Raw genomic sequence first — 21,310 nt, forward strand, 5'->3', positions numbered from 1 at the left:
GTGTCGACGCGCGCGCAGGCGCAGCCGAGCACGTGTCGAGTCGGGCCGACTGGGGCTAAGAAGCAGGCCCTATTCGGCCTTCTTCTCCTCTTCTTCCTTCTCCTCGCACTTCATCATGCCTTCCATGTCGGACGCAGCCATGACGCACTTGATCTGCTTGTTGTACGCGTCGGCGCCCTTCTTCTCTTTTTCCTTGTCGAGATCGGCCACGCACTTCTCGGTGTACTTCTTCACCTCTTCGTCCGTGGGGGCCTTGGCGCCTTCGGCGTCGCCCATCTCTTTTTTCATGATGTCCATGACGTGGTTGCACACGTCCTCGTTGGACGGGGTGCAGGCGGCAAGGAAGGGAGTGAGGGCGGCGAGCGCCAGGAACTTGTGGAACGTCTTCATGGTGGGAACCTGTCGGGTTGGATCGGGTAGGAGGTCACGTTCCGGGATCTGGCGATCCGTCGAACTCGTGCGCTCTCCTTGGGACGGCGAGGGTCCCCAGCAAACGACCCGCTTGCAAGCGAATTCTGCGGAGAATGATCACTTCAGGTCTGGCCCCGGCCCCGAGGGCCTGCGCCGCTTCGAGCCGAAATGGGCACCAAGGGCCGGGAGATCGGGTTCTGCGAGGTCTGGCACGTTATCGGCAGCTGCGATCTCCACGGGTCTGAACGTGCCCGCGTTTACAAACCGCGGGCGCGACAACGAGCTGTTTGATCAGTGATGAGCGGGGAAGGCGGACCCAGCGCCCGGCCAAGCTACGCACCAGATCACCCCGCCGCACCGGCCCAGCAAGCACCGGCCCAGCAAGCACCGGCCGGCGCCCCAAACAGATCCGTCCACGCGCCGCGGATCCAAGCCCCCGTGTCCCGCCAGTGTCGCGACCCAAGCGGCGGTCCAAGCCGCAGCGTCCCTGGCCACGCTCGACTCGTGTCGAGCTCCACGGCCACGCGCGTCCACCCGCGACCCGTGGTGATCGGCACCGTGCCCGGCTCGCCACCCAGGGCCCAGTGCAGCTCGTCCACGGTCACCAAGGCCTCGCGCGGATGAGCGCCAGCGCGAGGCGGAGACCACGAGGCGTCGATCACATGTTGGGCCACACCAAGCAACAGCCGGGCCCCGAGCTGGGCCTGCGCGTTGGGGACCGCGACCAGCTCGAGATCCGGCAGCCCAAAGTGCGCCATGCCGACCGTGCTCAACCATCGCTGGTCCCGCTGGGTGCGCGAGCTGGGGATGCACAGATGGTTGACGGCGTGGACGCGACCATCGGCGGGCGCCCGCACGCGCGCACACACCCCGAACGTGGCCGCGCTGCGACGAGGGTCCACGACCACGCCCCCCAACAGCTCCGCGAGCGCGTGGGCGACCGACAGCGCGGCCCACAGGCCCGGCCGCCGCGGACCTTTGCGATCTGGACAGCGGACCGCGATCACACGCTCCCGTCCAGGCCGCGGCTCGGTTCGCGGCTCGAACACGGCGTCCTGCGTCCACTCGACGCTGCCGTCCTCGAGCAGCTCAGCCACGACCAACTGCAGCCAACCGCTGAGCTCGCGCATGATCCAGCGGCGAACCGACAGCTCGACTCGCTCGCGCGGGGGCACCTCGATCTGGGCAGGGACACGCACGAAGAAAGTTGGCAGCGGCCGCGCGGCCAGGCGCGAACGCGAGGTCCGAGCGGGAGTGTCACGAGAGCTGGGTTGTGTGATTGGGTGCATGTCCCACCCGATTGCATGGGCGGATCCAGACCCAAACCGTCACGATCTCCAATACTTGCCGCGAGCACCGACATCGAAGTGGCCCGCCGTCGGGCCACTGGCCCGGAACCGGGCCGGCCCGATGCCGGGCCAACCGGGCCACATCAGCGCGCCATGACCCCGAGCCGGGCCAACGCCACGCGCAGGCCATCGCGCAAGGTCCCGTGGGTGTTGACGCCGCCAAGGTCGATGCCGTGCTGGACCAGCGTATGGGCGATCATGGGCCCCACGCCGACGATCTCCGTCTGCACCCCGAGCAGCCGCGCTGCCGTCACCGCCCGCACGAGCACCGACGCGCTCGTCTCGTCCACGCGTGGGACCCCCGACACGTCCAGGAACACGACCCGCGCCGCCGCGCTGGTGATCGCGTCGAGCAGGCGCTCGAGCACGAGGTTGGCCCGACGCGGGCTCAACTCACCAACGAGCGGCACCAGCAAGATGCCCTCCCAGACCGCGATGACGGGCACCTCCATCGTGTCGATGAGCTGCTGCTGCGCGTCGATATGAATCTGGCGCTGGGCCGCGGTCTGCTCGAGCATGTGAATCCGGTCCAGGCGCTCTCGCAACGAGGTGATGTCCGAGATGATGCCCACGAGCCCCACGATCTCGCCTGTCTGATCGCGCACGGGATACTTGCGGGTCCAGAGCGTGTGGACCACGCCGTGCTCGTCGGTCAGGGTCTCCTCGCTCTCATTGGACTCCCCCGAAGCGAACAGCTGATCGTCGTGGGCCCAGAACACCTCGACTTGATCTGGCGGGAAGAAGTCGGGGTCGCCCTTGCCAATGATCTCCGCGCGCTCACGCCCGAGGAGCGTGCAGAACGCGTCATTGAAGGCTGTCCATCGGTGCTGGCGATCCTTGACGAAGATCGGATCGTCCATGTTGTCGAGCACGAGTTGCAGGAACTCGGACGGAGGTGGTGGTTGCATCGATGACATGCGCGAACTCGCTTGCGGACTCGGCCCTCCACCCTACACGGTCCAACGCCCACTCCCCCACACGATAGGAACGGCGACATCGTGCACCCAGGGTCAGTCGCGTCAGCGTGACAACGCCAGCGGTCAACCTCGAACGCGACACTGAGGCGCCGCGCAACCGCTCGCCGGGACAGGTCAACACATAGATCTGCTCTCGGCAGCATCACATGGTCATGACCACGTCAAGTTAGCCAAAGGTCTAACTGTATTTCTGAATCGGGGCTGCTAGTAGACGACCCGCGCTGACACCCAACGCCACCGCTGCGCACGCTCGGTGACACCCAACGTCCTGTCGGCCGCACGGAACCTCACCATGACGACCAGCCACCAGATCCCCCCTTCATCGACTCGCGCCCTCTTGCTCGGCCTGACGTTGCCGCTCACGGCCCTCGCCATGTCCGGCTGCGGCGTGCAGGCCAACGACGCCGCCCCCGAGGCCGGGGCGACGCAGCTGCGCAGCGCCCCGGTCTCGGAGTGCATCACGATCAGCGGCGACGATGTCGACGACGCGATGATCTCGAACCCACCCAAGCACAACAACTATGGTGCGCACCCCCTCCTGCGGGTGGGCGGCAAGGACGAGTCCCTGATTCGCTTCAGCCTCGATGACATCCCGGCCGAGGCGTCGATCGACAGCGCGACGCTGAAGCTCTACGCAAATGGGGCGGTCGGAGACAACCCGATCAACATTCACCGGGCGACCGCGGACTGGGCCGAGGACACCGTCACGTATCAAAGCTTCAACCAGCAGTTCGCGGCCGGCATCGCCGGGATCATCGCGCCCGGAAGCTCCAACGCGCAGCGCTCGGCCAACATCACCGCGCTGGTGAGCGCGTGGGTGACCGGCGCGCAGCCGAACTACGGCGTGCTGCTCGAGACCGAGGGCAACAAGAAGAACATCTTCAGCAGCAACCAGGGCGCTGGCGCCAACCTGCGCCCCGCGCTGGAGGTCTGCTACACGCTCCCGCCCGAGGACTACTGCGATCCCGACCCCTGCCAGAACAGCGGCGTCTGTGCGAACGGCGAGGACGACTACACCTGCGCGTGCCCGGCCGGATTCGACGGGGTCAACTGCGAGAACGAGATCGACGAGTGCGCGGCTGATCCGTGCGCGAATGGGGTCTGCCAAGATCAGGTCGGCAACTATTTGTGTCTCTGCAATCCCGGCTGGGGCGGCGACAACTGCGACGTTGACATCAACGAGTGTGACGCCGCGCCGTGTGTCAACGGTGGCATCTGCACCGATCTGGTCAACGCGTACAGCTGCACCTGTGACGCTGGCTTCGCCGGGACCAACTGCGAGATCGACATCGACGAGTGCGCCGGTGACCCCTGCCAAAACGGTGGCGCATGCACCGACGGCAGCAACGACTACACCTGCGCGTGTGATCCCGGCTTTGAGGGGGACAACTGCGAGATCGACATCGACGAGTGCATCACCAACTCCTGCGTCAACGGCGATTGTATCGATCAGGTCAACGGCTACGAGTGCGCGTGTATCCCCGGGTTCGCGGGTGAGTTCTGCGACGTCGACATCGATGAGTGCGCTGGCGACCCCTGCCTCAACGGTGGCGTGTGTCAGGACCAGGTCAACGACTACGAGTGCCTGTGCGCTCCAGGCTGGACCGGGGACAACTGCGAGATCGACGTCGACAATTGCGAGAACTACCCGTGCGCATACGGGATCTGTGTCGACGGGCTGGACGCGTACGAGTGCGTGTGCGATCCAGGCTGGACCGGCACCGAGTGCGACCAGCCCGAAGTGGTGCCCGCCACGTGTCCGTGCGCCGACATGCAGTACTGGATCGACGCCTGGTCGGTCACTCCGAATTACTGCGCCACCTATGAATCGATGGGTGAGGCGACGCTGGAGGTCAACATCCCCGACGAGAACGGCGGCTACGGCACTGGGGGGCTCTACGCCAGCGACTATGATGGTTTCGCCTGCGGTTTCGAGGTCTTCCCTCACGTCGCTGAGGACAAGCTCGTCATCAACGAAGCCGAGTTCACGGCCTGCAAGGCGGATCTCCTGGCCTGGACCAACGGCGCCAACGTCGTTTGCTTCGACAACGGAAAGTAGTCTTGGACCGGTAGCCGGCAAAAACAACTAGTCCGCCATCAACATGCGCGCGAGCTCGGCTGCCGAGCTCGCGCCAAGTTTTTGGAGCCCGCGCGCGCGGTGAACTTTGACCGTGGCCCTGCTGATCCGCAGCTCGTCTGCAATCTGCTTGTTCAGAGCGCCGCGCGCGACCCGTTCGCAGACCTCCCGCTCGCGGGGCGTGAGCGAGGCCAACCTGGCAGCCTGCTGCGCTTGGGTCACGTGAAGGCGCCGCTGCTCTGCGCCGTGTGCAAACGCGAGCTCGATCCCCTGCCACAGCGCAGTCGGCTCGACCGGGGTGAACAGGACATCGAGCGCGCCCTCCTTCATGCTCTCGACCGCGACTCGTGCGGTGTCTTCAGCGCTCAGCCCGATCCAGGGGAGCCGCGGGCACGCCTCGGCGAGCCGGCGATGCCCGGCCAGCGCGAGCTCGATGATGACGCAGCCGAGCCGGCCCGAGCGCTTCGCGTTGATGAAGGCATCGACCGAGTCGAAGGTCTCGAGCAGATACCCGCCGTCGCAGACAGCCAATTGTAGGGACTGAGCGAGCTGCACATTACCCACGATCAGAAACACGGTCGCGGGCCTGGTGGTCGCCGACACCTTCTCGGTCTGGGCCCGGATCCAGGTCGCCTCGGGGAGCTCACCAAACACGCGTAAATACTCGGCGTTGAAGTGTTCGGAAAAGATGACATTCGCCCGACGAAGCGCACGCGCTGGGGTGAGCTCGGGCGTGGTCTCGAGCAGCTCGTGGACGTGCTCGAGCCGCGTACGCTCGATGAAGGCCTGCAGCGGGAGCCCTCGCCGGTCACGAAACGACGCGTCGATCACCTGACCGGTCGCGCCGGTCAGGCGCGCGAGCTCGGCCAGTCCGATCCGCCGGTCAGCGTTGGCGACAATATACTCTTCCAACAATCGCTGCTCTTGCGCTCCGATGTTCGCGTGGCGCTGCTCGAGCAGGTATCCATGGTCGTGGGGTTGCCCGAGCAGAAGCATCCGCGCGAGGGTTTCACACATGCTCGCGGCGACCATTGGGTGCTCGAGCGACACGACGCTCTCGGAGCGCTCGGCGAGGAACTGGCAGAGCCGCTCGAAGCCCACCCCTAGACCTTCTTCGGTTGACATGGCAAACTCGAATTCGATCGGTCGGTCGACTCGTATGCCCGTGATCAGCTCGAGTTGGTGCTGAAGATAGCCGCGTGCGATGACGACATCGGTGTTGGTGCATCCATCATCGCACATCCAATCTGACCAATGATTGGGGGAGAAGATCGCGGCTGAGCGGTCGCGTACGACGATGGCCATATCGTCACCGTTGGTGACCCGGGGGCTCCCGGTCTGGCTCAACGTGATCGTTGTGTTGGTGGCACGTCCACGAAGTCGCACGCTGCTGTCGATCTTGCTGGACGTGATCTGGATGGGGCCCAGATCCAGTAATTTGGCATCCCAATCGAACCTGCGATTCGGCGACAGGGGTTCGAAGAGTACGTCACCACCATATGCGTGCTTGGTGAGGGTCTGAGCTTGTTCTAGTTCCTGGGTACGAATCTGTAGGCGTCGAACAAAGTCCATCGGGCGCGAAGATAGCGACCAGTTCGTCACATCGCAAGCTACCCGCACTCCAGAACGGGACCGCCGGGTTGGGCCTCGCCGGGCGACTCGTCACACCTGAGCTGCAGCGGGACAACTCTAGAGCGCCGATCAGTTTGGAGTCGCGTCGTCAGGTGCGTCTGGGGCCGTTCCTGCCTAGGAGGGAGGCCGAAGCTGTATCCGGCATACTGCGAGCGCCGACCGACAACGGCAGGAGCGGCCCCAGATGTGCCTGGCGTCGTGAATTCAAACTGATTGGCGCTCTAGAGCCGGACATGGATGCACTGGTTACCACGGTGGACGTGGGACCAGAGCTGGCTAGGCTCAGCATGTGCGTTCGTGGTGGTGGTTGCTGCTCGTCGGGGTGACGCTGGCCGCTTCGGCGGCCGCCGAGGGTCGGCGCGTGGGTGATCCGGGCGTAAGCCAGCCCCCTGGCACGGCTGCTGACGGCGTTCCGACACCAACTCGTGACCGCAGACAAACTGCCGCAAGCGCGACCTGGTTCGACGTCGACGAGCGCCGCGATCCCACGTGGGACCCCGGGCCACTGCCGCGCTGGATTGAGCATCACAGCCTGCCCCGCGACACGATCGAGGCTGTCGCGCTCCGGTACGGCGTGTCGGCCCGAGACCTTCGCCGCTGGAACGGCATGTCGCCCAGAGGTCGCCTGCACCCGAGCCGGCCAGAGCCGCTCCGCGTCCGAGCCAGACGCCTCCCACCACCGCGCGAGCGCCTGATCCACATCGCACGCGAGGGCGACACCTGGGACCTGCTTGGCCGTCGCTACGGCGTGTTCGACCGTCACCTGCAGGCCTGGAACAAGGACCAGATCGGCTGGACGCTCGAGCCTGGCGAGCGCGTGAGCGTGTGGATCGAGCCGATGATCCACGACGCCGCCCGCAACGAAGGACCCGCTGCCGGCCGCGCCGCCCTGATCCCCGCGGGCGCCCACAGTCTCGGCACCCCGCAATCTGGACGCCTGGTCGCCGGCGTGCAGGTCCCTCCAGGCGAGGGCTACGAGCGCCGCTATCCCAACTCGACCTGGGGCACGACCTTCGCGGTTCGCCACCTGGTCCTGACCCTAGACGAATTTCGCCAGACCAGCGGCTACCTGGGCACACTGATGCTCGGCTCGATGAGCTTTCGCCGCGGCGGGCGGATCGGCCCCCACGTCTCGCACCAGGCCGGCCGCGACATCGACATTCGCCTGCCGGTCCGCGCTGGCTTCCCCGCCTCGCAGCCCGCGACTCACAAGCACTTGGACTGGGACGCGACCTGGAAGCTAATCCTGGCATTCGCACGCTCGGGAGCCGTACAGGTCATCTTCTTGGACTACGCCGTCCAACGCGAGTTGGTCCACCGGGCCAGACGCAACGGAGTCAGCGAGCCCCAATTGCGCGAGCTGTTCCAATTCCCAGCAGGACGCCACGCCAATCGAGGCCTGGTCCGCCACTCCCCCGGCCACGAAGGCCACATTCACGTACGCTACGCCTGCGGCCCCTTCGAGCCCACCTGCGGCGACTGAGCCCCCAAAAGGCGAAACCCTCCGTGGCCACCCCAAAAGACGACCCCTCCGTGGGGGTAAATGTCAGTGCGCTTGGGCCCAGTTGGCGCCCACGCCGACGTCTGCGACCAGCGGCACCTTCAGGGGATAGACCTGCTCCATCTGGGTGCGGGCGATCGCAACCACCTGCTCGACCTCGGCCTCGGGCGCCTCGAACACCAACTCGTCGTGGATCTGCAGCAGCATCTTGGTCTCCAGCCTCGCGGCCTTCAGCTCCTTGTCGATACGCAACATTGCCAGCTTGCAGATATCCGCGGCCGAGCCCTGAATCGGCGTATTCGCAGAGATCCGCTCGCCATACTGCTTATCCTGCCAATTATTACTGGACAGCTCGGGAATATAGCGACGCCGACCAAGCACGGTCTCCACAAATCCATCAATGTGGGCCTGGGCGATCGTCGCGTCGAGCCACGTTCGCACGCCCGCGTAGTACTCGAAGTACCCGTTGATATAGGCCTCAGCCTGCTTGCGCGGGACCCCAAGAATCTGCCCCAGCGCGGTCGCGCCCTGGCCGTAGATCGTCGCAAAATTGACAAGCTTGCCAACCCCACGCTGCTTGGGGGTGACCTGATCCGGCGGCACCTCGAACAGCTGCCCCGCCGTGCGAGCATGGACATCCAGCCCCCGCGTGAACGAATCGACCAGGCGCTCGTCCCCCGTGAAGTGCGCGAGCAGACGCAGCTCGATCTGGCTCCAATCCGCCGAGATCAGCTTGCAGCCCGGCGCGGCCACGAAGGTCTGGCGAATCCGGCGGCCCTCGGGCGTCTTGACCGGTGTCCGCTGCAGATCCGGCTCGGTGGTGATCAGCCGCCCGCTGACGCCCACCGTCTGCTGAAAGGTCGTGTGAATCCGACCGGTCGCGGGGTTGACCGCGTTCTGTAGCACCTCTGTATAGGTATTGATCAGCTTGGCGAGCTTGCGATGCTCGAGCAGGTGCTCGGCGATCTCGTGACCCGGCAGGTTGGTCTTGGCGGCGAGCCGCTCGAGCACCTCGGCCTTGGTCGAATACCCGGACTTGGTCCGCTTGATGACCGGCAGCTTCATCTCGTCGAACAACACCTCGCCGAGCTGCTTGGGCGACGCAATGTTGAACTCGCGGCCGGCCAGCTCGTAGATCTGCTTTTCGTGAGTCGCGAGGCGCTCGCCAAATTCGGCGCCCATGCTGGCCAGATCCTCGCTGTCGACCGCGATCCCGTTCAGCTCCATCTGGCCCAGCACCCACGAGAGCGGCAGCTCCACGGTCTCGAGGTACTCGCGGTGGCCCTCGGCGTCGAGCCGCTCGCGCATGCTGGGGAACGCGGCCGCGATCACCTCGACCTGCTGGCAGCTCCACTCACACAGCTCGTCGGGCGTGAGCTCGGTGAACAGCTTGACGCTCTTGCCAGCACCCAGCACCCGCTTGGCTGGGGGGATTGTCCGCTGCAGGTACTCTTTGGCGATCTGGCTGAGCTCGTGGGGGATCAGCTTGAAGGGATCGACCAAGAACGACTCGAGCATCGTGTCGCCCACGACCCCGCGCAGCGTGATGCCGACCCGCCGCAGCGCGACCCACAGCGACTTGCACGCGTGCGTGATCTTGTAGCAGTCCTCTGCTTCGAACCAGGGTTTGAGCTTGGCGAGCGCGGCGTCGCCAAGGCCTTCGACACAGGCGATCGGGACCAAGCGCGCGCTGTCGGGGGCGAACGAGAACGCGAAGCCAGCCAGGTCGCCGCGGACCGGCGAGGGGTGATCGTAGATGGGGTAGACCGCGACCGCGCCCTCGCCCTTGGGCGGAAAACTGGCAAGCAGCGCGTCGAGCTGGGCGAGCGTGGTGACGGCGCTAAAGTCGGCGTTGGCGCTGGCGGCTTGGTCCTTGGCCGCTTCTTTCTCGGACAGCAGCGAGTAGAACTCGAGGCGCTTGTAGAGCTCGTTGAGCGCGGCGGGCTCGACGGGCTCGAGCTTCAGATCATCGAGGCCGAGCTCGAGCGGAACGTTGGTGTCGATTGTTGCGAGCTCGCGCGAGAGCACCGCTTGCTCGCGGTGATCTTCAAACCGCTCCTTTTGCTTGCCCTTCATCTCGTCGATGTTGGCGAGGATCCCGGTCAGATCCCCGTATTTGTCGAGCAGCTTGGCCGCCGTCTTGGCGCCGATCCCCGGGATCCCCGGAATGTTGTCAACCTTGTCACCGGTCATCGCCAGCAGATCGACGAACTTATCCGGGAGCACGCCCCACTTCTTGCGGACCAGCTCCGGATCAAAGGTGATGTCGCGGATCGTGTCGACCATGCGCACGCTGTCCGAGATCAGCTGGGCGAAGTCCTTGTCGCCCGAGATGATGTAGACCTCCATGCCGGCCTCGGTCGCCTGGCGCGTGAGCGTGCCGATCACATCGTCGGCCTCGAAGCCAGGGGCGCGCAGCCGCGGAAAGTGGTGGGCCTCGACCAGCTTGTCGACCCACTCGAGCTGCTCGCGCAGCTCGGGGTCCATGCGCGGGCGCTGGGCCTTGTACTCGGGGTACTTTTTCTCGCGGAAGGTCTGGCCCGGGGCATCGAACACGACCGCGCCGCGCTCGGGTTGGCGGCCCGAGAGGATCTTGCGGAACATCGTGGCGAACCCGTAGATCGCGTTGGTGTGGAGCCCATCCGCGGTCGTGAAGTTACTGGGGATCGCGTAGTAGGCCCGGTAGATCAGGGCGCTGGCGTCGATCAGGATCAGGCGCTCGGGAGTGGCCACGGACGCAGAGTATCGCCGCGAGCGAGGCGGGTCGAGCGGCTCCCGGACCCGGCGCGGGATACTGCGAGCGCCGAGTCGACAACGGCAGGGACGGCCTCAGGCGTGCACTGGTGCGTGGGATTTAGCGGTTCGCCTCTCTAGGCCACGACACGCAAGGCCAACAGGCCCGCGCGCGCCTACCCAACCCTGTCTTCGAGCTCCACGCTATCGACCAGCACGAACGCGTTGGTCATCAGCGGCCGATATTGCCAGCCTCGCACGCGCGCCTGTACGCCAACCTCGGTGATGTCGCCGAGCTGCTCCGGCCGCATGAAGCACGGCAGCCGGCGGCGCTCGCCCAGCAGGATCACGCTTCGATCGAGATCGATCGTATGCACTTGATCTCGCTCGTCAAAGTCCTCGGCCTCCGTTTCCGCGCCTACGATCTCCATGAAGCGGGCCTCGAACGCAGCGCGCAGCTGGATCGGCTTGGACCGCGCGACGAGCTTGCCGCCGATCTCGACCGACTCAATTCCCCGCCGCGGGAGCAAACGACGAGCCTGCAGCGCGGCCTTTGTGCGCTGCTCGGGGTCGTCCACCGGGACCTCTGCGAGCCCTGCGCCCTCGCCTGCCCACTCGGACAGCGCCAGGATGTCCGAGAGGCCGTCGCGAACGCGCTGCTCGGCCTCCCAATTGGCCTGGCCTCGAGCCATGCCCAGGCGCAACAGAACGCTGGCGTTGACGCCGTTGAGCTGGGTCACGACGGCGTCAACCAACGAGAAGTCCGTGGCCGCTTCGATCTCTTTGGTGACCCGACCCGTCGACTTGTCCGTCCGCGTCATCGCCCGCGCGGCCCTGCGGAACTCTTCATAGTAGCCAGTGAACGCGGATGTGGCGGGTTCGCGACCGGCTTCGAAGGTCAGCTTGATCGCTAGCTCGCTGTGTTCGAAAGGGTTCTTGGCGCGGATACTCTTGCTGATGAGTTGATTGAATTGTTCGAGTGTCTGGACAAATGACGACTCGCTCTGTTCTTGCCCCTCAACCAGACCAAACAGCGGCAGCGAAGGTTGCCCGGGAAAGTGCTGACGCAGAAAAGCGAGGTAGGTGTCCAAGACCCGGCGGGGATCGTGTATGAGCTCCGGCCTGAGCATGAGGGCGCGGAGCTCGAATAGCTGGAGCGCTTGCATCTCCACGGCCTCGAGCGACCCCCACATACGCGGCGCGCTGAGCATCGCACGAATACGATCTTCCACCCAGGTGAGCGCGGTGGAGCGAAGGTTCGTCACAGATCCTCCTGTATCCCAGGATCGACCGTCGAGACATCGACGTTGATGGTCTCGAGCCAGTCTGAGTGTTGCCAGTGACGGGATAGATAGTGCTCGGTCTCGCAGCCATCGGCGCCGGTCATCGCATCGATCGCGTGTCGATGTGCCTCCACGTAGGTATGACTAGCCCAAATCGGCTTGCTCGGATGGTTTGGCACGACGTAGCGCGCGGCCCCCCGCGGGCGGATCTGTTTGCCAGACGCGGTTTTGTCGCGACGCTGGCCAACCTCCAGCACGACTCGAGCCAGGGCGGCGCAGCGACCGCTTTCGACCGGGTGGAGGCGCACGCCTGCTTCCACTTCCGTGCGCTCCTGTGCTGACCAGGGGACCGACATTCGGCGACAGCATACTTGACGCCGTGTTGTTTGCGCAACGCAGTCGCAAACCGTGAACCCGTTGCCTGTGGGGAGGGTCCGGGCTCTGGGTAGGCAGCAACGGGGAGCCATGCGCTACCTCCTCCCCTCACCACGCTGCTATAGTGTGCGTGATGAAGAAGATCCGCATCAACTACTGCGTGCGCTGAAACTACCTGCCGCAAGCCACCGGTCTGGTGGCAGAGCTAGAGGGGAAGTTTCCGGGGGAGTTCGACATCGAGCTGGTCGAGGGTGATCGTGGCGCCTTCGAGGTCGAGCTCGATGGGGTCCTGATCTACAGCAAGTTGGCGACCCGCCAGTTCCCGCGCTACGCGGAGCTGCCGGCGCTCATTACCGATTTGCTGTAGCCGCAGCCCTGCGGCGGCTCACTCGCGCCGACGCAGCCGCCGCCAGCCCAACCACACGCCACCAAGAAACAACACGCCACCCAGCCCCACGCCCAACACTTGCAGCCACGCCGCGCTGAGCAGGATCTTGTCGATCAAGTCTTCATGCGCGTCGTGTTCTGTTGGCTGCAAGTCCAGCGCCGTCGACACGTGCGAGAGCACCGACACCGCCAGGCTCGCCTCGGGGATCTCTTGATGGCAGCCAATGCACACATTGTTGCGATCCATCCGCGCGCGCATGTCATCGGGCAGCGGCCCCGATCCAGCGAAGTGGTGCCCGACCGTCTGCAGCTGATTGCCATCACGATCGACGATCGCCGACCAGTCCGCGAGCCCGTCAATTCCGGCGATCTGGGTCTTCGCGTTGCGAGAGATCACCCGCCCATCCGCGGTCGTCAGATCCACGACCTTGTCGTCGTCCCATGGCGCGGTCATCCGCCCGCCGCCGATCCCATACCCCAGCGCCTTGTCCGATCCATGGCAAGACTCGCAGCTGCGCGACTTCCCGATCGTGTGCGGCTGGACCGGGCTCATGTCGATGCCAAGCTGGCCCTGCTCGCCGCCGCCTTCGGTGTTGGGCGGCGTGCGAAAGATCTGATTGAGCGCGAGCACTTCCCCGTCGGGCCCAATCACGGTCGCGCTGGTCTGACAGCCGGGGATCAGCGGCGTCACCCGCCCTTCCCCGTTCATGCCCAGCGGCGGGTCCTCCCAGCGCATGTACGAGCGCATCTCGGTGACCTTGCCGGGCAGCTTCAGATCATCCCAGCCCAGCTCGTCGGGCTTCACGCGCCCGGCCGCGGTCAATTTGTGGCGGTTCCCGGCCGCGACCCAGTCATAGCTCGCAACCGAGTCACGATAGTCAACCTCGACGTGGCAGCCATAGCACTGCGGCGCCCAGCTGGCGTGACACGCGTAGCACTCCATGGTCTCGAGGTGATCGCTGTGGACCATGGCGACCTCCGCCTCCACAGACAGGCCGCCGCGCCTCGACTTGGCCGCCAGCGGATCGAGCACCAAGGTCTTGCCGCCGGCCGTATGGATCAGCACGGAGTCACCGCGGCGCACGACCTCGGGCATGGGGTTGCCGCGCGCGGTCAGGATCCAGCCGTCCTCGGGCTCCGCCGCCGCCCCGGCCCGCAGGTGCTCGGGCAGCTGCGTCGCAACGCCGCGCTCTTGGTCCCCGAGCGTGCCCAGGTCCGCCCGCGCGTTCTCGTCGCCCCACCCAAGCGGCAGCTCCCACGGCATCGCCGAAGGGGTCCCGTGGCAGTCCGTGCACTCGATCTCGATCGGCCCGAGGTTGGCCGCGGCCAAGAACCCGTCGCCGTGCACGTCACCGCTGGTGTGGCAGTCCTGACAGAGCATCCCCTTTTGATAGTGGATGTCCTGCTGCATCGCGATGTAGTGCTTGGTATGCAGCCCCGGCTGCTCGATCGCCCCACCGCCGCCTTCTGTATAGGGCGAGGCCCAAGCCGACTCCATCAAGCCCTGGTAGCTCACCCCAATCCGCTTGCCGCGATTGTGGCAAGTCGTGCAGGTCTCGACCGGCACGCCCGTATACGCCTGCCCATTTGCATGGACCCAGCTGTCGCGCGTGGCCTGGATCGAGTGGACCAGCGGCCGGCCCGGTTCGTCGCGGGGGATCATCGCGTCGCCGCCCTCGTACAAGCCCTCATTGCCGTACGGCAGGTGGCACGCGCCGCAGCCCATCCCGCGGTAGTCACCGCGTTTTTGCCGGCCCTTCACGCCCAGGTGGCAGCGCTGGCACTCGCTGCGAATGTACGTATACGCAGCCCGCGAGGGATCCGTGCGCAGCTGTTCCCAACCTTGGTCGCCCACCCCCGGAGCCGGGGCCGCGGGCAATTGCTCGTGGCTGTCCACGAACACGTTTGGGTGCGCCTCGGTCTTGGACTGCATGTACACGCGGTAGGCATCGGTGCCCAGCCGCGCGTGCGGATCTTCGGGGTTCTTCGCGTCGTAGTTGGCCCAGCGATGCTCGTAGTCCCCGGGGATCCCAAACGACCACGTGGTGCCCTGAATCTTGCCAGCCTCGGTCATCATCAGGCTGTTCCACTGGGCGGCGACCAGCTCGGCGTGACACTGCCCGCAGCTGCGCTCGTTGACCCACGGCGAGGCTGGGTCCGCGAAGAACTGATCAGGCCCGCCAGCCGCGGCCAGCTCTTGGTTGGTGCCCGTGTGCGCGAGCCCGGGCGAGGTCGCGCTGGCGTCACCGCCGTGACAGACCGTGCAGCCGTCCCGATCGCCAAACTCGCGCCCCCGCGCGAGGATCTTCTGCATCATCCCCGTGTCGGGCTGGCGAATCGGCTCGATCCCGTTGTGGCAACCGTTCGCGGTGCAGCCAGTCCGCGACCACAGCTTGGCCAGGTCTGGCGCGGGCGGGGGCTCGAGCGGTGGGTAGTCGCGCTGGACTTGCTCGCGGACCAGCTCCGGCGTGGGCGCGTCGGGCCGGCACGCGCCCACCACCGCGAGCACAGCGAACACCAACGCGATCCAACCTCCACGCGCGGAAGAGCTGGACACGGCGGTGGTGCACCTCAGTTGGTAGCTCAGGCCAGCTCGGCCACGGCTGGCTCGCCCGCCGGCCGGACCAAGGGCAGCGGCGTGGGCTGGGCCGTGAGCACTTCGTAGCCGTCCTTGGTGACCAGGATCGTGTGCTCGAACTGGGCCGTTGGCGAGCCGTCGTGCGTGACCACGGTCCAGCCGTCCTCGAGCTGCACCACCCGCGGGTGGCCGATCGTGATCATCGGCTCGATCGTGAAGGTCATGCCCGCGCGCAGCCGGACCCCGCGTCCGGCCGTGCCGTTGTGGGGCACGTGCGGGGCCATGTGCATCTTGCGACCGATCCCGTGCCCGCCGAATTCCTCGACGACGCCGCAGCCCTCTTTGCTGGCGATCTCGACGATCGCCGCCCCGACATCACCCAGCCGCGCGCCGTGACGCACGACGGAGATCCCTGCGTTGAGGCAGCGGAAGCACACGTCGGCCACCTTGCGTGCATCGTCGCTGACTTCGCCGATCTGGAAGGTCGCCGACGTGTCGCCGTGGAAGCCGTCAATGTTCGAGGTGACGTCGACGTTGACGATGTCGCCCGGGACCAGCACGTGATCGGGATTGGGGATCCCGTGGCAGATGATCTCGTTGCGACTGGTGCACACCGCAGCCGGAAAACCCTTGTAGCCAAGCTGGCTCGGGAGGGCGCCGCGCCGCGCCGTGTCCTCGCGCACCCAATTGTCGATGTCTTTGGTGGTCACCCCCGCGCGGAGCTTGCTCGCGACATAAGCCAGGGTGCCCGCCGCGATCTCGCCAGCGACGCGCATCTTCGCGATCTCGCTGGCGCCATGGATGACGATGGCCATGCCCGCTACCTAGCCGACGTCCCGCACACCGTCAACCGCGACCCGGCGCCAGATCCGGGCTTTCTGCCGCCTAAACACCGTTCTGGCAAGCTTTCGATCGTCCAACCCTGCAAATGATCACGCCCGCGCCGTCCGGCCCCGCGAGAGATGAGCAGGCGCGCCAGCGGCTGCAGTCGGCGTGGCGCCACGCTGCCTGGGTCGGGCGGCTCGCGGTGGGGCCGTCCCCATCCCGCTCGAAGTGGTGGAGGTCGGCCTGCGCCCCTACCGCTGACCGAGCAAGCTTCGATCCGCGCGGCCGCTGCAACGTCCGCTCGCGCTCTACTACCAAGACCCCGACGGCCCCGGCAATGCGTTCTCGGTGAGCGCTCGACTGCTGAGCTTTGCGCGGTCCAATGGAGCGCTCAACAGTTCGATCTGTGAAGTCCACTCGACGAACACGGGCCAGTGGCAAAGAAGCCCCAGTGGTCCGTGCGAGATCGACTTTGGAAGAGCCATCTATTGGGTTGAAGTACGCGTCGAGCGTCATGCCGTCGCGCTCGAGAACATCATCTTCTAGTCCAGTCCAGTCCAGTTCAGTTCCAGCAGCGACCGGGCTCGGTGACGGCAACACGACCGTGGCACCTGAAAGCCCCGGCCCGACGCTGCATTGCTGAGCGTGGTCCGCTTTCCCAGGCCTGTCCTGCTCTCGCTCTTGGCCTTGTTTCTCCTGTTCGGCTGCCGAACCCCTGGCGGCGAGCTGGCGACGCCAGAGCCCGACACCGCAACGACAACACCGGCCGCGGCGCCCGACTTCGGGCCACCCGTACGCGCGAGCGAGCCCTCCGATGGCATGTTCGCCTACACCGATCCCGGCCAGCTGCCGCGCTTGGTCGTCGCCGACGGCCGCGAACACGAGTCGACGCTGCCGCTCGAGCACACCACGGTCAACGCCCACGTGATCGGCTTCGTCGCCCAGGTCCGCGTCCACCAGCGGTTCCACAACGACCGCAAGCACCCGATCGAGGTCACCTACACGTTCCCGCTGCCCGAGAACTCCGCGGTCGACGACATGCGGATGGTCATTGGCGAGCGCACGATCGAGAGCGAGGTCCAGACCCGCGAGCGCGCCCGCCAGACCTACGAGGAGGCCCGCCGCTCGGGCCACACCGCCGCGCTGCTCGAGCAGGAGCGGCCCAACATCTTCACGCAGTCGGTCACCAACGTCGCGCCGGGCGAGACCATCGAGGTCGAGATCTCGTACCTGCAGACCCTCACCGAAGATGGGGGCAGCTACGAATTCGTGTTCCCGATGGTGGTCGGACCGCGGTTCATCCCGCCTGGTGATGTCGTGTCCGACGCCGCCCGGATCACGCCACCGATCCTTGGCGACGGTGACCGGACCGGCCACGACGTCTCGCTCGAGATCCGGGTCGAGACCGGCGCTCCGATCTCGAGCTTCGTCGCGCCGACCCACTCGATCGTCGCGTCCTCGACCGCCTCGGGCTTCGACGCTCGGCTCCGCGACGCGCAGACGATCCCCAACCGCGACTTCGTGCTTCGCTGGGACGCCGCCGCGCCCACGAGCACCGCGACGATGTTCCTCAGCCAGCCCGACTCGCGCGGCGCCGGCCACTTCGCGCTGGTGGTCCAACCGCCCGCGCTCGACCTCGATCGGGTCGTGGGCCGGCGCGAGCTGCTGTTCGTGGTCGATCGCTCGGGTTCCATGAGCGGGCTCCCGCTCGCGCTCGCCAAGCAGACCCTGCGTGAGTCGCTGAGCCGGCTGCGACCGGTCGACACCTTCGACGTGATCGGGTTCGAGAGCGGGACCGAGCGGCTGTTCGGCAGCCCGCGCCCCGCCAACGAGCACAACCTCGTGCTCGCCGAGCGCTTCATCGACTCGATGGAGGCAGGCGGTGGGACCATGATGGCCGGCGCGGTCGAGGCCGCGCTCGCACCCAAGCTCAGCCCCGGCGTCGACCGCTACGTGATGTTCTTGACCGACGGCTTCATCGGCAACGAGCAGCAGATCTTCACGGCCGCCGCGGAGCTGGTCGTGCGCGCCCGCAAGGCCGGCGGACGGGCGCGGGTGTTTGGGGTTGGGATCGGCTCGGCGCCCAATCGCGAGCTGATCGCCGGGTTGTCCAAGGCCGGCGATGGGGCCGCGTTGTACGTGGGCAACCGCGAACATCCGGCCGCCGCGGTCGACGGCTACTTTCGCTTCGTCGATCACCTGATCCTCGATGACCTCGTCGCCGACTGGGGTGGATTGGCCGTCGAAGAGGTGTTCCCGGCCCGGCACGTGAGCCTGTTCGCTAGCCGCAGCGTCGTCATGCTTGGCCGCTACCGGGGCGAGCGACGCACGGGCACGCGGCTGACCGCGACGCGCCCCGGCGGGTCCGGGCGGATCGAGATCCCCGTCACCCTCGCCAACAGCGACCACGCCGATCGCGTGCTGGCCACGCTCTGGGCCCGGGCCAAGCTCGCAGAGCTGGGCGCAGCGACATGGGATGGCGACCTCGATCACGAACAAGCCCGCGACGCGATCACCCGCGTCGGCCTCGACTACCGGCTTGTCACCGCCTACACCAGCTTCGTCGCCGTCGATCGCAGCCGGGTCGTTGGCGATGGCCGGCCCGCCCGTGTGATCCAGCCGGTCGAGGTGCCCGAGGACGTAGACGCGGAGATGGCAGGCGCCCGGAGCCTCCCGGTTGGGAGCTCGAACTCCCGGGACTTCACCGCGGTCGTCGAGATGGCCCCGTCCGCGTCACGAGACGCCGCCGGCATCTCGCTCTCGGGCTCGACCGGGGCCGAGTCGCACTACACCGTCGACGGGGCGAACGTCAGCAATCCCACCTACGGGACCGTCGGCGCCTCGATCGTTCAGGAGTTTGTGCAGACGTCCACGGATGCGTCGCTGCCCAACCCGATCGACGGTCGCGCCCACTGGGACCCCCACGCGACCCTGCGCATCAAACGGCTGAGCGTGGGCCGGGGCGTCGACGAGCGCGCGATCAAGCGGATCCTCGAGGCCAACGCGTTCAAGCTCGAGGCCTGCTACGAGCAACGCGGTGGCGCGCCGGGTACGACGCGGGCGCTGGTTCGACTCGACTTCGACGCGAGTGGTGAGCTGATCGGGTTCGTGACGCTGGACGGCAGCCTGGCTACGGATCTCCAGGCGTGCATGACCGCCGTGCTGGTCGCGGCCAGGTGGGGCGGGCTGCCGGGGGCGGAGGTCTCTGTCACGCTCGAGCTGCGGGTCCGCATGTGAGCGGCGCGTCTGCCCACCCACGCTGGCGGCTGGGCATAGTCTGGGGGGGTACACAAATCGGTGAAGTTTCGTTGATCGTTCTGGACGCGAGCTCGACCAGTCCTGCATGCACGCTCCCAACACCTCCTCGCTCACCACTCCCCTGCTGTCCTGCACCCTCCTGGGTCTCGTCCTGGGCTTCGCGCCTGGGTGCGAGACCGAGGGCTACGATGACGTCCTCTATCTCGTGGCCGACGGCGACGATGTCCTTCGTGCCGCTGGCGACGCCAGCCGACGCGGCGTGATCGTGTTCGACGATCTCGACAACCCCAACAACCCGCCGGTCAACTGCAAGACGGTGGACCTGTCGAGCGAGTTCTCCGAGGCCGCCGGACCCTTGCGAGCGCAGGTTGCGATCGATCACCGGGACTCGACCCAGGCCAACCGCGACGCCACGACCGCGTGGGTGCAGTGGGTCAGCACCACCAAGATCAAGGTCTGCGTACGCGAGCTCAGCTACTCGTTTGGCAACGGCGGCCTCCACCAAGACGGCCTGAGCGTGAGCTACATGGTCTACGACGGCGCAGCGGTCGCGAGCGCGCGTCGCAGCGGTCGGACCAGTGGCCTGCAGATGAGCGGCGACACCATCGACTGCACCTGGATCCCCTTCGACGAGGACACCGACAACAACGACGCCGCCTTTGTCGATCACATCCCGGTCGTTCACGCCTCGCTCTACAATCCCCAGGGCCTTGGTGATGTTGGCGCCACGGTGTGGCTCGAGGAGATCGAGCTCGATCGTTTCAAGGCCTGCGCGCGCACGACCGCCGTCGACGATCCGGGCGGGGCGACCTACACCTACGCGATCGACTGGTACGCGTTCCAGCTCGGGGCCAACCGCCAGGGCGCCAACCTGATCGACGGCTACGCAGCCAAGTCCGGCAGCTTCAGCGCGTCCGACGACCCCGCGGTCGCGCTCGACGACTGGACCAACATCAAGCTGTGCGAGACCGTGTCCTTCTCGGGCTTCAGCGAGACGCCGGATCTGTTCTTGACCGTGGATCATCTCAGCTCCGGGGGCCACGACGCGACCACCGTCTGGGTCGAAGATCTCGACAGCGACTCGGCCGAGATCTGCTTCAAAGAGCTCGCCGACGAGGGCGACCCAGGCAACAACGCGACCAATCAGCATCGCGCGAACCTGCGCATGACTTGGACCGCGATCGAGAGCCCCTGATCCGCGTCACGACGTCGCAGGATTACAGAGGCCGTGAATTCGTTCACGGCCTCTGTAGTGCTGTCTTACCGCTACTTCTTCGGTGGCGAGGCGCTTGGCCGGCTCCGGCGCAGCGCAAACGAGCAGCCAGCGAGCACGGCAACTCCCGCCATGAAAGCCAGCACGCCGCCCTGCAGTGAGAGCAGGCCAAGGCTGGCGACGAGGGTCGTGGCTGCGGCGGGCGGATGGGGACAGCGCAGGCCCTCCGTCAGACTCACGGTCAGCACGATCGCCAGCGCCGATCCGAGGGCGTGGCCCAGGACAAAGGTGCCGGTGAGGGCGCTTGGTTCACCGAGCACGCCGAACGCACCGGCGCTGCCGAGTCCAGCAGCGACGCCGATGACATGGCCGATCACGATGTTGCGCGGAGAGTTGACGGCCGCCTTGGGATCCTTGGCGAGAAGGTATGCCGTCACCCCCAAAGGAGGCGCGAGACATGGGGCGCCCAGCGCCCAGGCGATCACCCCCACCAGCAGGACCAGGCCTCCGCTCAGCCCCGCCATGGCGAACAGGCCGCGCGGGCGTGCCGCGTCGGAGGTTGTTGGGAGCGGCGCTGACATCCGTACGGGGAGTATCGTACGCCTTCGATCAGCGACAGACATCTCTGTCGAGGAGATCGAAGACCCATCGCGCCCCCCGGACCGCGAGTCAACGCCGCAAGGTGAGGCCGCCGTCGACCGCCCAGGCGCG

15 protein-coding genes are annotated in these 21,310 nt (G+C 66.5%); 5 read left to right on the forward strand and 10 right to left on the reverse strand.

Annotated features, from left to right (window positions below):
- Window positions 1-69: 69 nt before the first annotated feature.
- From DB30_RS15985 to DB30_RS15995, 3 genes are all read right to left on the reverse strand, one after another.
- Window positions 70-390, reverse strand: a complete 321-nt coding sequence (locus tag DB30_RS15985; protein ID WP_052549764.1) for a hypothetical protein — start codon at window positions 388-390, stop codon at window positions 70-72.
- Window positions 391-755: 365 nt separating this feature from the next.
- Window positions 756-1,610: a hypothetical protein gene (locus tag DB30_RS15990; RefSeq protein ID WP_052549766.1), complete on the reverse strand. Its 855-nt coding sequence runs from the start codon at window positions 1,608-1,610 to the stop codon at window positions 756-758.
- Between the two features lie 233 nt (window positions 1,611-1,843).
- A complete protein-coding gene (locus DB30_RS15995) occupies window positions 1,844-2,677 on the reverse strand; it encodes a PAS domain-containing protein (protein WP_052549767.1) in 834 nt (277 codons plus the stop codon).
- A 352-nt stretch (window positions 2,678-3,029) separates the two neighbouring features.
- Between DB30_RS15995 and DB30_RS16000 the strand changes: the two genes are divergently transcribed.
- Entirely contained in the window at window positions 3,030-4,796 is a 1,767-nt protein-coding gene (locus DB30_RS16000) for a DNRLRE domain-containing protein (RefSeq protein WP_146659149.1), read from the forward strand.
- A gap of 27 nt (window positions 4,797-4,823) precedes the next feature.
- Here DB30_RS16000 and DB30_RS42305 read toward each other — a convergent pair whose 3' ends face one another.
- Complete coding sequence (locus DB30_RS42305; protein WP_165703794.1) at window positions 4,824-6,119, reverse strand: LuxR C-terminal-related transcriptional regulator; 1,296 nt, start codon at window positions 6,117-6,119, stop codon at window positions 4,824-4,826.
- 934 nt (window positions 6,120-7,053) lie between these two features.
- Between DB30_RS42305 and DB30_RS16010 the strand changes: the two genes are divergently transcribed.
- Window positions 7,054-7,929 (forward strand): penicillin-insensitive murein endopeptidase, encoded by an 876-nt coding sequence (locus DB30_RS16010; protein ID WP_240480251.1) that lies wholly within the window; start codon window positions 7,054-7,056, stop codon window positions 7,927-7,929.
- Window positions 7,930-7,992: 63 nt separating this feature from the next.
- On the opposite strand, the gene polA is transcribed toward DB30_RS16010, so the two are convergent.
- The 3 genes from polA to DB30_RS16025 all read right to left on the reverse strand — a co-directional run bounded on the left by polA (window position 7,993) and on the right by DB30_RS16025 (window position 12,319).
- Window positions 7,993-10,680, reverse strand: coding sequence for a DNA polymerase I (gene polA / locus DB30_RS16015; protein WP_052549777.1), 2,688 nt, complete (start codon window positions 10,678-10,680; stop codon window positions 7,993-7,995).
- 176 nt (window positions 10,681-10,856) lie between these two features.
- Entirely contained in the window at window positions 10,857-11,945 is a 1,089-nt protein-coding gene (locus DB30_RS16020) for a hypothetical protein (RefSeq protein WP_052549779.1), read from the reverse strand.
- Window positions 11,942-12,319, reverse strand: a complete 378-nt coding sequence (locus tag DB30_RS16025; RefSeq protein ID WP_146659155.1) for a hypothetical protein — start codon at window positions 12,317-12,319, stop codon at window positions 11,942-11,944. The genes DB30_RS16020 and DB30_RS16025 overlap by 4 nt, the downstream gene beginning before the upstream one ends.
- Window positions 12,320-12,513: 194 nt before the next feature.
- Here DB30_RS16025 and DB30_RS16030 point away from each other — a divergent pair, with 194 nt between their 5' ends.
- The gene (locus DB30_RS16030; protein WP_146659157.1) at window positions 12,514-12,705 is read left to right on the forward strand and encodes an Rdx family protein; all 192 of its coding nucleotides are present in this window, start codon (window positions 12,514-12,516) and stop codon (window positions 12,703-12,705) included.
- Window positions 12,706-12,723: 18 nt separating this feature from the next.
- On the opposite strand, the gene DB30_RS16035 is transcribed toward DB30_RS16030, so the two are convergent.
- On the reverse strand, window positions 12,724-15,282 hold the full coding sequence (locus DB30_RS16035) for a cytochrome C (RefSeq protein ID WP_205632994.1): 2,559 nt from the start codon (window positions 15,280-15,282) through the stop codon (window positions 12,724-12,726).
- Window positions 15,283-15,308: 26 nt separating this feature from the next.
- The gene (gene map / locus DB30_RS16040; RefSeq protein ID WP_052549784.1) at window positions 15,309-16,118 is read right to left on the reverse strand and encodes a type I methionyl aminopeptidase; all 810 of its coding nucleotides are present in this window, start codon (window positions 16,116-16,118) and stop codon (window positions 15,309-15,311) included.
- A 691-nt stretch (window positions 16,119-16,809) separates the two neighbouring features.
- On the opposite strand from map, the gene DB30_RS16045 reads away from it, so the two are divergent.
- Window positions 16,810-19,365, forward strand: coding sequence for a VIT and vWA domain-containing protein (locus tag DB30_RS16045; protein ID WP_052549787.1), 2,556 nt, complete (start codon window positions 16,810-16,812; stop codon window positions 19,363-19,365).
- Window positions 19,366-19,471: 106 nt separating this feature from the next.
- Complete coding sequence (locus DB30_RS16050) at window positions 19,472-20,581, forward strand: hypothetical protein (RefSeq protein WP_052549790.1); 1,110 nt, start codon at window positions 19,472-19,474, stop codon at window positions 20,579-20,581.
- A 71-nt stretch (window positions 20,582-20,652) separates the two neighbouring features.
- Here DB30_RS16050 and DB30_RS16055 read toward each other — a convergent pair whose 3' ends face one another.
- Window positions 20,653-21,180, reverse strand: coding sequence for an HPP family protein (locus DB30_RS16055; protein ID WP_052549793.1), 528 nt, complete (start codon window positions 21,178-21,180; stop codon window positions 20,653-20,655).
- Window positions 21,181-21,310: the final 130 nt, after the last annotated feature.

Source organism: Enhygromyxa salina, assembly GCF_000737335.2.
In the GTDB taxonomy this organism is placed as follows: Bacteria; Myxococcota_A; Polyangia; order Nannocystales; family Nannocystaceae; genus Plesiocystis; species Plesiocystis salina_C.